Origin of the sequence: Citrobacter sp. 50677481, from assembly GCF_001463265.1 — a bacterium.
Classification (GTDB): domain Bacteria; phylum Pseudomonadota; class Gammaproteobacteria; order Enterobacterales; family Enterobacteriaceae; genus Citrobacter_A; species Citrobacter_A sedlakii.
Map to the genome: position 1 here is coordinate 11962 of NZ_LNHZ01000079.1, position 14546 is coordinate 26507.

The window sequence follows — 14546 nt, forward strand, 5'->3', positions numbered from 1 at the left end:
GCATTGCCCCGGTGAGTTACTAATGAACCAAAGATGAAGTGACCATGATTGCGTCTCCGGACATCATTACCGGGAGATATTCGCAAGGCTCATGGCCGCAGCTCTTTTTAGTTCCGTTAGGTGAATAGACAGCCAATTGACCATCCATAATGTTGAAGGGCATCCCCTGTTTTTTCGCTGCCGGTGACAGCTTGAGAGTGCCCTTTGCGTCAACCAATGCCGTTGCCCAATGGAAGTCTTCACCACCGATCACCGGCTGTGATTCATCCACGACTTCGACCATGATTGGCATCATTCCAACCCAGCTCCACAGGCTGTTCCCTAATGCGAGGGCTAAAGCCTCGAACGCGGGAAAGACTACCGATTGCCCGAGAATCTGGTGGGCAATAGTGTCCGACAGACCTTGGATGAGTTCCTCTGGTATCCCTTTCACTCGACAATGTTCTGTCGGTGTAAAGATGCGAGACAACTCCGGCTGTTCTGGATGAACAATGAAAGGTTCGGTACTTCTGCATTTTGCATAGTCCTTACCTATGGTGCCGCAAAACTCATCGTCGCCAGTCAGAAGCTGGCGAGAGAACCCCTTGCCAGCAGCTTTGTCTCTCAACTCCTTCTCAGCCAGATAGTCAAATGACTTCCAACGTTCAGAATCGAGCGGAACTGGCTCCAGGATGTCCTGTATGCGACTTTCCTTGGTGCGAACAGGCTGAACCTTCTCAAGTTCAAACCCGTCGATCCCGTGGGAAAGCGCAACAACACAAAGACGCTTGCGGCGCTCAATAACCCCAAACTCATTGCCGTCGAGAATGCGCTCTTGTAGGGAGTAACCCAACGAAGAGAGCACCGAACGAATCACTTCCATCGAAGCGGTGTTCTGGTACTCAGGCACGTTCTCAATCAGCACAACGGCTGGGTTTAGCGCTTCTACGAATTGCAGGAAGTTGAAGAACATGGCACCTGCCGCCTCATGCGATTCGGCAAACTCCAACTTGTTCTTACTGCGACCTGACTTTGACGCGCCGGTACACGGTATGCCCCCCATCAAAACATCCACCTGTGGTGGGCGTTTGCTGAGATTCACAGCCTGGATTGGCGATTCGATAACAATAGAATCTTCGTTCCAAAGCTCCGGGTTATTTGCCAAAGACGAATCGAGATATTTCCCTTCCATCTCCACGGCCACAGATATGGCACTGGCAATTCCCGCCTTGTGAAAACCGGCGTGAATCGCTTTATCAAGCACACCACCCCCATGAAAGAGGCTGCATACCGAAAGCGATTCTCCATTCTCCAGCTTACTGATAAGCCGGTTGACGCGCTCGATCACTCGCTCTTGTTGATGGTGAGCAGAGATCACAATTGCGCCGTTACGGATGAACACGCGGAGCATCTCTACACCGTCAAAAACGGTAGCAAGCTCCTGCACGGTCAGATCGATGATTGGAGACACCCGGCCATTGCGCTCACGCTTACTGATGGTGAACTTACCCTCCTCTTTGACGCGAAGCACAACCTGGGAATCTTTCAGCTCCAGATCATACTTCATGCCAGGATAGTAACCTTCACGCAGTAGCTTTTGGCCTTCCAGCCAGACGCGCTTCTTGCCTCGATGTTCTCCTAACTTGGTGTTTACGATAGTAGCCATGAGCTCTCTCCTTTCGGTTGAGAGGCCACTACCGTCCCAATCGGGAAGTAATGGCCCCGATGGGTTTAAAGTGGTTCTCAGTTCACAGCGATGCCGTGAGACTGAATGGCATTAGCAAAGCCAGCCATTTGTTCAGGGAAGGTGTAGCGGTTGATGTCCTGGCTGCGAGCCAGATTGACATGCACCTTCTTCACCTTCGTTTCGTCAGAGTCGTACTTTTCAAGCGCCAGCTTCTCAGCTTCTTCCGGATCTCGGCCCAGCGAGTAGGCGTAAATCACAGAGGTGAAGCCAAGTCCTGAGCCGAATGCGTAGACTTGTTTCTCGAAATGGACGTCAGCGAAATAGATGCTGAATCCGGATTTGAGGTTATGTTTTTCCATGATGCACTCCAAATAGTTTGGGGGCGCACCACGTCCCGAACCGGGCGGATGCACCCGGTTTAGGGTTAGTAGATTGCTCAAGCTGTTACGCCAGCCTGAGCCTTTATTGCTTCAAGCACGATCTCTGCTTCCTTGATAGAACCAGTGCTGTACAGCTTATGCAGCACCCGGCCAAGGTTCACAGAGATCTTTTCTTTCACTTGGAGATACTTGACATAGAAGTCATACAGTTTCTCCGCCTGCTCAAGGTGGGACATGCTCTCAACGGGAATGGTATTCCCTGGATTGCAGTACCACTTTCCGAGCACCTTTTGTACAAATCCCTCTTTGTCTCCTACGAACTGATTTGTGCCAAACACCCCACTGGTTGGTGAGCGTTGAATAACAGAAATCGGATTCGCAAAGCTGGCAAGAGTAGTCATAGTTGTGGCTCCATGTTTGTCAGGGAACCACCAGCCCGAGGGGCAGTGATCCCCCAAGGGTTATGTAGAATGCTGTTTGTTTGGGGAGGCCAGCTACCTCACTATTCACTCTCGACAGAGAGCAAAATCTTGCTTTCCGAGGGGCACAAACTTTCACATGTGAAAGTCGATGCCACTGGGAAAGCAGGGGGTTAACCCCCCGCTTTAACCCGCGCTAAGCGGTTTAGGATAGACTTCACGCCTTCCCTTACTCCAGATGGATCGTAACCTGCTTCATCGCAGCAGACCACAAATGAGAATGGATGTACCTCATCGGACATCACCCAAGCCATCGTTTCCTGCTTGATTTCACTTCCAGCTCGACCATCAGCAAGGACTCTAAGGCTATGCCATAAAAGCCCATCACGTAACTGCCTTACCTCATCATCAGTCCATTCAGGCTTTGGCTCAAATGGAATGACTTCTGCGGTCTTCGGCTCTTCATCCAGGAAGAAAAGCGGCAGCTCAAGCTGGTTTTCCTTCTGGATCATCTTCACTGCATTCATGGTGACTCCTTTTACGGGCACCATGCCCCCACAGGGGCATGAAGCCCCCAGTGGGGTTACAGTCATAGTTACTTCACGCCTGCCAGTTGAGAATTGATGTTCTCTTCCAGCCAGCCTTGAAGCGATTCAAGGTCACGTTTGTCTTCCGTATTGCTGGCTTTACGTGCATCTTCCGACACAGCGCTCAACATGGCGTTAGCCTCAGCAAGTGATTCAACATTGTTCCCAGGGAACACAATCGTTTGACTGTGATCTTTCATGGTCTTCTCCTTTGAGAATGGAGGACCGTCTCCCATCAGGAAGAGCGGCCCCGTGGGTTAAAAGTAAAAATCCTCCAGCTCTTCATGGTCAGGCTTTCGCTCAACTGGTCGAAGCAACTCAGCTTCATCAGCGAACTCAAGCTCAGGATGAAAAGCAGGATGAAATCCTCGATGCCAGACTGGACGGTCATTATCGAGGTCTAAGTAGCAGTGCCTCCCACTGGCTGGGTGATAGCAGTAAAGCCACTGTCTACCACTAACGGTAAACGGCTTCTCTGCACCTCCACATGCCGGTACAAGGTTATCTGCTGCTATATGCGCTACAGCATCCATAGGATCAGTCCTCATCTTCGTCATCACGAACACAAAGATCACGAGCAACTATTTCCGCAGCTATCAACGCATAATCGTTGCCCTGCCAGAACCACCGCTCCGCCAGCTCATAGGCTTCGCTGGAAGGTTCGCCATAACCATGAGCCACCACGTAATCGTGGAACACTTCATGATCAAATGCCTTGCCATCAGCTTCCATGAACCAACCGACAGGGCACTCCAGAATGCGATGCCTTACGACATCTCGCTCTGAATACCCCTCTCTGACGGCTTGCTCCAACATTTCCCGCGACATACCAGGAGGAGTGATGATCTCTATGCTGATCCCATCACTTCCTGCAAGATTGTCCTCGTATGGAAGACCGGCAAGTGTAAGGTGGTTGCGCTTGCACCAGCCTATGGTCCGAAGTATCCGACTTTTGTCAGACTCCCTGGCCGTGTATCGGTTAAGCTGCATAGCCACCTCCAGCACACTCCCCATCTTCGATTTCACTTCCGAGCTCGACCATTCCAATCAGGTCAAGCTGGGTCATGTCCGAATCCAGAGAGCAGTCAATTGCTGACTGAATGATGCCTTTGTGGGCCAAGCCTAAAACCGACTTAATAGTCGAAAGCAGAGACTCGGCTTCGCTCTCGATCTGCTCCAGAATGTCTTTCCATTCCCAGTGCTCAAACGGTTGCCAAACGACCAGATCCTCAGGTTCGTCTCCCCGTTCTACACACTCAGACAAATACTCATAAGCCTTGCACCAATTCTCTTGTTGGCCCAGTTCACTGAGCACTAGAGCGGTAGCATGACCGTATGCGATTTGTTCAACTTTGGTATTGATAGACATAGTGTTTCTCCTCGTAATGGATAGAGGAGCCCCACCCGCAGGAAAGGCTCCTCCGGATGGGTTAAATTTCCAAGGTCACATCGGTTTTTGCTTTAGCGCAGCAAACCAACACTTCCCCTTCTTTGACAAATGCGATGGGCGTCTCGTCATAAGCCACTTGACCTTCGAGTAGACGAACCCGGCACATGCCACAAAAGCCACTGCGACAATGCGTTTCAACAGTGAGGCCTTTGCTTTCGATTTGCGCCAACAGCACATTGTTGCTGGCTTGAAGTTGTACGTTCATGGTCACGCTCCTTTGTTGTTGATGAGCGCGACCAATCCCCTCCGGGATGTCACGCCCCGGTTGGGCTACTCAGCAAGTGCATAGACACCTACCTCGATGCGAATAAAGAACCTGGCATCTTGAAGAACTTGCCTGACCTTTGCTTGCCAGTGGTTGTTCTCTCGATGCTTTGCGTAGGGTTCAATCTCTTTGTAAATCTGCTCCAGCTTCAACGTTTTCCCCTGTAGGGTTCGGCGTATTGCAGCTTTCCACGTAGTCGAAACCATATTGGTTGCTCGACGGTGTACGGCAGCAAGAAGACAGAGCGATGAGGCAACGTCGTTACGACGAAACACCAACAGCTTTTCATGGGCGATACGCACCAGCTTCCCGGAATACTGAGTTCGGTCACTCACACAGTTGTGCTGTGTTTTGATGATCTCATCCACCAGCTTCCCAGGTGCGATACGTTCCACAAGGCTGGACAGGTTGAAATAATCCCCATCGCGCCTCAGGTTTCCCATGAGGATTCCGTAATGCCCTCCTCGCTCACAGGCGTCATGAATATTCATAACGGCCAGCTCAAGGGCTTCAACGAACTCAGGCAAATTCATGCGGCTCATATCCCATTTGTTGGGCTCGCCCCACTGCTTACCTGAATACTGGATCATGTCCCAGTAAGGAGGGTGCCACCAGATCAGGTGTGCAGGCTCTCCGAGGAACGAAAGGAAGTCATCCCGCAACAGGTTGAACCCCTGATGCAAGTCTGTCCCTTTGAAACGGACACCAAGTTCATTGGCAACGTCGATGCTAGAGCCACCCCCAACACTTGGGTCTGCCACCAGCCCGTTCGGCTTTCTCATGTAAGACTCAATGAAGTCTTTAACGATAAAGCCCGAGCAGTTGCCTCGGTACTTGTTGTTTCCGTAAGGCCCCCTGTTTTCGTAGGAGCATACTGATGATTTGAACATGGCGTCCTCCATCATAGATGGGGCGCACCATGCTCCCATCAGGGGCCGGTTCGCCCCTGGTTAGGGATTAAGATCAAGCGTTATCTGCATACCACCAGCTAAGGCGATTGCAATCACGAAAGAAGGTTGCTTCATCAGGAGCCTTCATCATGACCACATCACCTTCGCAGTAGGTGCATAGCTCAAGCGTTGCTTCATTTTTCCAAAAGGCACTGCACCCCGATTCTTGATACACAACCTCCCATTTGGGATGTCGCAAGTACCGATGGAAGAAATCGAGAGTGTCACCATAAGGGAAGTTGAAGCGCTCCATCACTGAACCATTTTCTGTCAGTTCAGGTTTAACCTTGCCGGTTTTCAAGCGCTTCTTGATGATGCGCTGAACCCAACGAAGTCGTGCAAACAGCCGATTGGTGTCTTTCTCGTACCACTGGGGATTACGCTTGCTCCAGTAGAGCTTGGCGAAGATTTCCCCGGACAAATCCTTCATCTGGTTTTCGTTGAGCTCATCAAGAAAACGTCGAGAAGGTTTGTCGTAGTCAAGAACTGCTTCCAAAGCTGATAGGTTTTTCATAGGGACTCCTTATTGCGATTGCGGAGCCCCGTCCCCTCAGGGCTATCGGAGCCCCATAGGGTTAATTAGGGTTAATGGTTGAACGGCGATTTATCGAGGGTTGGTGAATCGAATGGCTTTACCAACGAAATCGGCCATCAGTCGATTCCCAGTAGAGCTGAAATAGCTCTGCCACTCTTTCCAACCACCAACGGATTCCACCGAGCTTGGAGACTCGAAGATACCCCAGATACGCATTTCACAACCTCGTTGCAATACTCGGTTTACCTGGTCAACCAAGTATTCCTTGTTCTGCAATGAAGAGAGGTTGCAAGGCATCTGCATGATCAGCTTTTCAGCTTGCTCGAAGTCGATTTTTTCAATCAACCCCGTGCGGGTATCCACAGAGAATGGAACCACCTGTTGACCGTGGTTAGACCACAACCAATGGGTGATATAGATCGGATTAACGCCAACTTCCGCTGGCACCAATACGCTGCCGCAAGACCGCAACAGCCAGACCAGACGTAAACCATCGAATCGTTCCAGAGACTCCACATCGGTAGTGATGTCATCCTGGTAGATTTCAGGCAGCTTATGTTCGGCGGCGAGAGAGATCATTACGGATTTGAGATTGTTCAGATGAGACATGTGTGCTCCTTAAAGTAACTTGGGCACACAGAGCCTGTCAGGCGCAGTGCGCCCTTAGGCTGAGGTTGAATGCTGTTTGTTTTTGGCGACCAGCTATCGCACGTTTCGCCCTCAGAGAGGACAAAATTCACTTTCTCAGCAACCCTCAATGAAGGCCTCTGAGAAAGTGGGAGGGTATTCCCTCCTCACTTTGATTGTTCCACGAGAGCTGTGTGAACAGGAACGCTCAAACTGCCCTTTTCGGGTGCAAAGCTCAAAGACGCATCAACTGCCCCGTCTTTTCAGTTCTTCGACCAGATGTTCAGGCACCTTACTCGCAGTACAGGCCAGCAATACATCGAGGCCTACCGGCTTGTGAAAGCGCTTATTTGACCAGGAATCGCCAACTGATGACTTTGCCCAGTCGATTGCTTGCCCAAGACGGTGGAACTGCCGCCTGCCTGTGTATCCCATACGACTATCCAAAGTAACACCCTGGAACAGTCTCCAGTACATCGGAGGAATGCGCTTAGCAAGCAGTAAAAAAGGCGTCTCCGGCACTGTAGCCCTTCTACCTTTGTTCCGATGATACAAATCCAAAGATGAATGGAATTGGTTCATAGACTCTCCAAATAAAAACGGCCACCCCCGAAGGGATAGCCGTTTGTCGTTTCACTTCCTGTTAAGCTGCAAAAGCAGTCAATGACCGCTCCATCAACTTAAACAGTGTGCGTTGCAGAGCTGCCGCATCATCAATGACAATGTTCTTTTGGAACAGTCCTGACACTGCGGTAGTCTCTACCCCTATGCCGATCACCTCAACATCGCTTCGTTCACAGAGGTCAATCACTGAGCGACATGCCGGGGCGCTTTGAGGCTGCCCGTCAGTCACTACGATCAACATTTTTCGCTCTTCACGGGTCTTGGTGAGTTCAAAAGCTGCATACCACATAGCTTCCGCCATAGGCGTACCGCCAGTTGCTTTGAACCCAAACCGACCGGCCCGATTCTGAACCGTATCTCCATGCTTCACGACACTGAACACTGGCTGGTTCCGGTTGCCACCAAAAAAGGTGACTGCCGGGTTTACGCCGGGTATTGCTTCCAGAGCCATCGAAATAGCCAAGGACGCTTCCCGCGCAATGTCTTGACGCTCCTTTCCATTGGCGGCCTTGTAGGCCATCGAGGAGCTCATATCAACCAGGATGTGAACCGCCGTATTAGGGCGTTTCTTGGCTTCTGGCTTGAGGAATACGCGGGTATCACCCGTCACTACACGATGTAGTTTCCGAGCATCCACACGCTTCCCTGATCGTTGGTTACGGTGAGCAACTCGCTGGCTGGCCTGGACCAATCCGTAGAGCTGCGTTCTTATCTTTGAAGTGGTGCTCTTCACATCCCCTACCAGGCTTTTGCCAACAGCAGGGTTGTCCTGGGTGTTCACAGCAGAGCGAACAGTCATATAGCTACTGTCCCCCTTATCTTGAGCCACCCGGTTGAGCTCGGCTTTAAGTGCATCATGCGCGTCACCACGCAAATCACCGGCACCGGCATTCAGAACCTGCTGGAGCATTTTGGCCGCGTCTTGTTTCGCCGCGTCAGAATTGCCACCAGCCTGGCTTTGTCCTGCCTTGCTGCCACCATCAGTATCCGACTTGCCTTGGTCGCCCTGTCCTTTCGGATCAGATTTCCCGTTAGCATCGTCTTGCTTCTGGTCTTTACCTTGCTGATCACCACCATTGGCATCAGGCCCTTGGTTTTGATCGTTACCACTTCCGCCCTGACTGTTCTGAGGTTGGTTGCCACCAGCATTCTGCTGGTTGTTACCATCCTGACCATTCTGGGGCTTTTGCTCTTCTTTCTCCTTTTCCTCCTCGATCATCTTGATGATTTGGTCGGCCAAGGATGTCACCTCTGCGGTTGACTTAGTGTTCACAGCCTTACGCAGTAAAGCGTTCAGCCGAACAACAACACCCTGAGGGAACACGCGCTCGAATACGGGGGTAGCCGAATCGAGATAGGGTTGAAGGACGGATTGCCCTACAGCCTTGGTTTGCAACCAGTACAAACAAAACCCTGTCAGAATGGAGGCAGGGGCCTCTTTGTCTGTGACGTGCTCGTAATGACCAGCTTGAGCCATATAGCGAGCAACCTCATTCAGGGTCTGCGACGTACCGGGGAAGAGTTCCATCATGGCCCGTTCTATGCGGCAGTCCTCCAAAACGTTGGACAACTCAGCATGAAGACCTCTGCGGCGCTCAACACCAAAGTCCGTAAACCGGACATGGGCTGCTTCATGGGCCAAATACCCCCAGACAGCATCCATGTGAGGATAGTCGTCGGGGATATTCGGAACCACGATGGTCTTACCATCGGTGTATGCGTCATCGTTACCGATGGCGACTTTGACACCGAGTTTTTCACCATAGGCTGCGGCCACGATTGGTAGAGCGCTGTAAATGGTGCGTTTTTTGGACATATCTTTTCTCCTGGTAGGGAAGGAGATAGTCCACCCCTGGAGGGAATGGCTATCCCCTCCGGGTCGGTTTAGTTGAAGTGACTATTAGAAGAAATAGTCGCCATCGTCGTCAGTTTTAGGCAGCTCCTGGTTGAGAGGCTCCTCTGTCGTCTCCTCTTGGACAGGCTCTTGCTCTACCGGAGTTTCCTCAGGCAAAACCAGCTCATCCTCAACATCAACACGCTCTTCTCGAACCACATCACCGGCATTGGATTCATCTTCCGATTCACCCTCGCCTCGTTCTGCAAAACTCTTGAAGAAGTTGTCGATGTCTTCATCCAGGTCAACAGAGTTACCACCGCTGTTAGTCTGTTCTGATTGAACAGATTCAGTACCACCTACCTGTTGCTGCTTGGTTTCGCCACCCTCTGTTGCAGGGATAAGCTCACCGGCTTTATCGCTTTTCTGTTCGGCCTTTTCATCTTTAGAACGGTCCCCCATCTGGGCTCCCGAACCGCCAATGTCATTAGCCATGCCCTCTACAGTAATCGAGCCATTGGCATACTGCTCGATGCGGTCCCTCTCGCTCATGATCAGCACTGCGGCCACGACCTGATAAAAGAAAGGCGCAACGATGTTTCGGCCATCGGCATGTTGCTCGTATCCCCGGAGGGTTTGGTCGAGCAGCTTGACCAGAGGGTTAAAAGCGCTGTTCAGGAAGCTAAGCCCATCCACCTTGTCGCGGATGTTACGGAGTGTCTGCCGAGTAGTGACCGCACATTGGTCTCGACCGGCCAAACGTTCCATATAGAACTTATTCGCTTCCTGAACCACTTCGGAGATGAGATCGTCACCCAGGCGCTCAACCTTGCGGTTAAGGCGTTTGGCGTTGGCCTCATCTTCGTTCACAGGCTGGATCATGAACACCTGGTACTCAAAGCCAATCCGCTCCTCGACCGTTTCCTTTGGAAGGGCTCCGGCACGGATAGCTCGTTCATACTCAGGGTTCTCCTGACACCATTCATCCACGGCTTTGTTGTAACCTTTGATGAAATCCTGTTTCAGTTGGTTAAACTGAAAGTTGATGTCATTCAGCTTGTTACAGATTTCATCGGTCTTGCTGACGGGTACGGCAAATCCGTTCATGAACGGCATACCGAATTTCAGCAGGAGGCGACGAGTTTCTGTTTTCAGGCGATGAAAGCCTTTCAGCTTAGCCGGATCACAGATCTTCTTACTTCCCAGTTGAGCTACTTTCTCAGGTGGAATTTCACCACCCTCGCCCAGCTTGAGATCAGATGCAGACAAACGGGTTTGTCCACTCCAGATGTCAAAGTCTACGTGGATAACACAGAGGCTTTGTAGATGGTTCACTTTAGTCATGATGCACTCCAAAAAGTTGGGGGCGCACCACGTCCCGAACCGGGCGGATGCGCCCGGTTGGGCTAGTAAATTAACGTTAATTTGCTGTTTGTTTTTGGCGACCAGCTATCGCACTTTTCGCTCTCCGAAGAGAACAAAATCTTGCTTTCCGTTGGAGACTCCCAGAATCCCCAAGGGAAAGCGGGGGAAAATCCCCCACTCACCAGTAGAACGTCTCTACTTCTTCCGGCAAATCATCAAGAGGAGCAAGCACGTCCTCATCAACAATGTACCGTGGCTTCACAGAGCCAGTAACCGTTACACGGCACCGCTCTGATGACTTCTCTCTGTACTGGTCAACATCCTCAGGCTTCACGCCTGACGCCTTATCAGCCAACAGCTTTTTGTAGTCTACCCGGCCAGCCGCTTTGTATCTCGTTACCATCACACCGCAGTAGTCGGCATGGAAGTATTCCCCCATGAGGGACTTCATGGTGTCGAGATGAGGCTTTTGCCTTTCTTGAAGCTCAGACAGTCGCTGTTTCAGCTCCTGAATCTCTGCATCATAGAGGCGGTATTCCTCAGCAGCAGCAATCCAACGGTTGACCTCTTCACCTTGCGGTATGTACAGGTCTCTCTCTGGATCTTTGTCGGGCTCCTTCTTGTCTACTACCTGTTGCCAGAACTTTTTAGCCTCGGCCAAGATTTCTTGAATCATGGCTTCGTCTCGGAGTATTGGAAACTCCTGAATCTGACCTTCAAAGTAGAAGACTAACCAGCCTTGCTTGGCCCCCGTTACCAGGAGCTGGTGTTGCACCTGCGGGTAATAAAGCTGGTATGCCTTGCTGTTTGCTTTCTCAGCACAAACATCTTCCCAGACAGTCGCACTCGGGCTTTTCAGCTCGACGGGCTCCCCGTTATCTCTCAGGCCATCCAGGGAGGCCCTCATGAGCGGGTATTGAACCGATTCGACACAGGCGGGGAGCAGCATGTCATCATACTTCTCCTCGAAAGCGCGTCTTGCAGCATCTTCGTTTTCTATCCCCCGGCGAACCAGCGGATTAAGACTCAGATCGACTTCACGCGCATACCCAGTCTTCTCGGCCCACAGTCTCCATCGTGTTTTGTACGGAGACCGATTGAGCAGGATAGCGGCGTCAGTGGCTGTTACACCTTGACGCCGCCAATCAAGCCAATCTTCCTCGCGTTGCGATAGGTTGACTATTTTCATGGACCTCTCTCCAATGGTTAGGAGGGAGATCTCCCCCAGCGGGGGAGTCCCCCCCGTTGGGGTTAGTAGTAACTGCCTTCCGCGCCCTCCTCTTCTGTAACAGGGATCATGTCCTCGTCACTCAAAGGCGGCATTTCTTCGGCACCAGGTTCAGCATTTGCAGAACCACCAGCGGCGGACTCTTGCTCGTGCGCTTCCTGGTAGTCAGGTTTCGGAGGCTCCATTTGATCCATCTCCTTGTCACGAAGGAATTGAGTCGCATATTGCAGTTCCGAACCTTCATACCGTCCCTTCACATACTCATGCGCCGCAGACCATGCGTTTTCAGCAATGGCGCGATTTGCGAGTTTGGTTAGGATCGGGTCAAGCTCTTTGTGCTCAATAGCCAAAGGCTCTTGGCTTTGAACTTGAGATGGTGAAGGGAGATTGGCAATAGCCGGGTTAATGGCCGATGCCTGCTCCATTTCACGGATGCGTTCAGCTTCATCCTGGTCATAAATACCAGAGAAACCAAATGCGACACGAGAACACTGGATCAGCGACTTGTGCCGGAGTTGACGCTTGGTGTGCGTTTGCCAGGGGCCATCAACAGTGTAAGCACCATTGCGACCTTGACCCTGAAACGGTTCACGGTACACCTCATCAATGAACTCCTTGATGCGGATAGGGCGAGATCTGTCCTTACGGTAAATCACGCATTCAATCCACTCAGGGCAGTCAACTTTCGCCCCCTGCATTCTGACCATCTTGTCCGAATACACGAACTCGACGCCATCATACTGGGGATGCTCGTTGATGATGCGGCTCCAACCATCAACACCTACTACCGGAATGATCCCATTTTGCTTGTCAGGAAACGCATAGATTTCCCGAGTGAAAGGGTTCAAACCGTACTGTTCAGCCACGATCAGGAGCGTCATCATCTGCTCATCGGTCGGGGCACTTCCATCTCGCTGCTTGAATGCGGTCGCCTTCAAAGTTTCATAGAACTTTCGGGTGTCCACGCCAAACCGGCTTGCGATACGGGTTACAAGAGATTTGTTATCAGACATGGTGTTTCTCCAATTCACGAATGAACGGTTTGAGGACACCATGACCCCCTCGGGGCATGAGTGCCCCCGTGGGGTTTAGTAAGAGTTGGCGGTGTTACCCGCCAGCCAAGTGGTGCAGCCGCATGAACGGGATGTCATCATCCCAGCCATCAGGAGCGGGACCATAGCCTCCGCCCATACCACCTTGCGGTGCTGATTGCTGCACAGGAGCAGATTGCGTACCGGCTCCTGTACGTTGCCCTTTTTGGGGCGCTGCACGTTGAGAGTTGTCCTGAGGTGCATTTCCACGACCACCAAGCATCTGCATTTCAACGCAGTGTACTTCGGTGGTGTAGCGCTCGATTTGTTGGCTGTCAGTCCACTTCCGGGTGCGGTTGCTCCCTTCGAGATAGACTTGGGAGCCCTTTTTCAGGTACTCACCAGCGACTTCCGCCAAACGACCTTTAAGCACAATACGGTGCCACTCAGTATGCTCTCTTTGCTCGCCAGACTGCTTATCGCGCCACGTATCCGTTGTTGCAACGTTGAAGTTGGCAACGGCAGTGCCGCTTGGCATGTAGCGAATTTCCGGGTCAGAACCGAGATTACCGACCAGAATTACTTTGTTGACGCCTTTAGACATCATGACCTCCAAGTTATTTGGAGAGGGCCAACGCCCCTTTCGGGGAGCAAGCCCCCGTAAGGGTTAAAAAAAGTGATCCTCTTGTTCGGCGTCGATCTCTGCCAGGCGAATCAGCTCAGATACAAGGCCAAGCCTTTCTGCATCTGCTCTTACTTCGTCGTAGCTGAAACCAAACCGTTCAATGAGGGGTTTTAGTGAATCAAAACGCTCGTAGTCGAAGGTATCACCCTGTTCATCACAGAATGCCACCAGCGGCTTCTCTACGTTTGAAAAGTCATCCGCGAAACGCTGTTGCAGGTAAACCAACATCAGCAGGGGTTTGTGACCATGTTCCGGGCGGAGTTCACCAGCGCCTTCCAGCGTAGCTGGATGGATAGTGTTTTCGCCTAGTCCAGTGCTAACCCCAAGCTCATAACCGCTGTCAGTACGCATCAGCACACTGGGTAGCAAGTCATTTGAGCCTTCGCTCCGAGCAACCTCAAAGCCGATTAAACCGGCTCCTTTGGCAAAAACCCCAGCAACAAAACCTTTGAAGAGGTTTATGTCACCTGGAGGTAACTCAGAGGGCGGAGATAACAGCCAGTTGAGAGATCCCAAGCTGGCTGTTTGTCCGGCTGAAACATTCCCCCCTTCCAGCACCGTCTGTGTCTCTGCGTTTACCAGCACCTCATCCAGAAAGGTGTACCCCTGGCTGAGAAACTGTGACACATACTGGCTTTCTTTGTCCTTGTAGGACATTGGGATCGTGTCTGGGCCGTTAGCTTCAAAAGGTCCTTCGAGCTTTGTCTCAGACCAATTTTCAGCTTTCCCATCAGTGACGGTTCGGCGTAGCTCGACCATCGTGAATTGGCCTGGCTCCGAGGAGCTGGGCTCCCGGAGCAACTTGTAGCCAATGAAGACTTCTATTGTGGTTTCGTCATTGCCCCACTCTTTAGCAGTGTAACGACGGCACAAACAGTCATTTTTCTTCATGCGTCACCT

General features: G+C 51.6%; 18 protein-coding genes. All 18 read right to left on the minus strand.

Annotation, left to right across the window (positions count from 1 at the left end; all coding sequences use genetic code 11):
* Positions 1-19: 19 nt before the first annotated feature.
* The 18 genes from APU02_RS23960 to APU02_RS24040 all read right to left on the minus strand — a co-directional run bounded on the left by APU02_RS23960 (position 20) and on the right by APU02_RS24040 (position 14537).
* Positions 20-1645 carry a DNA cytosine methyltransferase gene (locus APU02_RS23960; RefSeq protein ID WP_000201432.1) on the minus strand — a complete coding sequence of 542 codons (1626 nt, stop codon included), beginning with the start codon at positions 1643-1645 and terminating at the stop codon, positions 20-22.
* A 77-nt stretch (positions 1646-1722) separates the two neighbouring features.
* Complete coding sequence (locus APU02_RS23965) at positions 1723-2025, minus strand: hypothetical protein (protein ID WP_000410925.1); 303 nt, start codon at positions 2023-2025, stop codon at positions 1723-1725.
* Positions 2026-2102: 77 nt separating this feature from the next.
* Complete coding sequence (locus tag APU02_RS23970) at positions 2103-2447, minus strand: hypothetical protein (protein WP_000209093.1); 345 nt, start codon at positions 2445-2447, stop codon at positions 2103-2105.
* Positions 2448-2638: 191 nt separating this feature from the next.
* Positions 2639-2992, minus strand: a complete 354-nt coding sequence (locus tag APU02_RS23975) for a hypothetical protein (RefSeq protein WP_000994741.1) — start codon at positions 2990-2992, stop codon at positions 2639-2641.
* Positions 2993-3060: 68 nt separating this feature from the next.
* Positions 3061-3252 (minus strand): hypothetical protein, encoded by a 192-nt coding sequence (locus APU02_RS23980; protein ID WP_000651508.1) that lies wholly within the window; start codon positions 3250-3252, stop codon positions 3061-3063.
* A 337-nt stretch (positions 3253-3589) separates the two neighbouring features.
* Positions 3590-4042, minus strand: coding sequence for a hypothetical protein (locus APU02_RS25965; RefSeq protein WP_001176699.1), 453 nt, complete (start codon positions 4040-4042; stop codon positions 3590-3592).
* Positions 4032-4421 (minus strand): hypothetical protein, encoded by a 390-nt coding sequence (locus APU02_RS23990; RefSeq protein WP_000026577.1) that lies wholly within the window; start codon positions 4419-4421, stop codon positions 4032-4034. The genes APU02_RS25965 and APU02_RS23990 overlap by 11 nt, the downstream gene beginning before the upstream one ends.
* Before the next feature lie 61 nt (positions 4422-4482).
* On the minus strand, positions 4483-4707 hold the full coding sequence (gene yfaE / locus APU02_RS23995; RefSeq protein WP_001102700.1) for a class I ribonucleotide reductase maintenance protein YfaE: 225 nt from the start codon (positions 4705-4707) through the stop codon (positions 4483-4485).
* 65 nt (positions 4708-4772) lie between these two features.
* Entirely contained in the window at positions 4773-5657 is an 885-nt protein-coding gene (locus APU02_RS24000) for a hypothetical protein (RefSeq protein WP_000477209.1), read from the minus strand.
* Between the two features lie 73 nt (positions 5658-5730).
* Entirely contained in the window at positions 5731-6231 is a 501-nt protein-coding gene (locus APU02_RS24005; RefSeq protein WP_000793769.1) for a hypothetical protein, read from the minus strand.
* Positions 6232-6321: 90 nt separating this feature from the next.
* A complete protein-coding gene (locus APU02_RS24010) occupies positions 6322-6861 on the minus strand; it encodes a hypothetical protein (protein WP_060571463.1) in 540 nt (179 codons plus the stop codon).
* A gap of 264 nt (positions 6862-7125) precedes the next feature.
* Positions 7126-7461, minus strand: a complete 336-nt coding sequence (locus APU02_RS25635; RefSeq protein ID WP_001447572.1) for a hypothetical protein — start codon at positions 7459-7461, stop codon at positions 7126-7128.
* A 61-nt stretch (positions 7462-7522) separates the two neighbouring features.
* Positions 7523-9319, minus strand: coding sequence for a VWA domain-containing protein (locus APU02_RS24015; RefSeq protein WP_000039319.1), 1797 nt, complete (start codon positions 9317-9319; stop codon positions 7523-7525).
* An 84-nt stretch (positions 9320-9403) separates the two neighbouring features.
* The gene (locus tag APU02_RS24020; protein ID WP_000170087.1) at positions 9404-10681 is read right to left on the minus strand and encodes a DUF3150 domain-containing protein; all 1278 of its coding nucleotides are present in this window, start codon (positions 10679-10681) and stop codon (positions 9404-9406) included.
* Between the two features lie 199 nt (positions 10682-10880).
* Positions 10881-11891, minus strand: coding sequence for a lambda-exonuclease family protein (locus APU02_RS24025; RefSeq protein WP_000706865.1), 1011 nt, complete (start codon positions 11889-11891; stop codon positions 10881-10883).
* 62 nt (positions 11892-11953) lie between these two features.
* Positions 11954-12943: a phage recombination protein Bet gene (bet, locus tag APU02_RS24030; RefSeq protein ID WP_001282585.1), complete on the minus strand. Its 990-nt coding sequence runs from the start codon at positions 12941-12943 to the stop codon at positions 11954-11956.
* Positions 12944-13037: 94 nt separating this feature from the next.
* Positions 13038-13568 carry a single-stranded DNA-binding protein gene (gene ssb, locus APU02_RS24035; protein WP_000987165.1) on the minus strand — a complete coding sequence of 177 codons (531 nt, stop codon included), beginning with the start codon at positions 13566-13568 and terminating at the stop codon, positions 13038-13040.
* A gap of 60 nt (positions 13569-13628) precedes the next feature.
* Positions 13629-14537 (minus strand): hypothetical protein, encoded by a 909-nt coding sequence (locus tag APU02_RS24040; RefSeq protein WP_000739139.1) that lies wholly within the window; start codon positions 14535-14537, stop codon positions 13629-13631.
* Between the last annotated feature and the right edge of the window lie 9 nt (positions 14538-14546).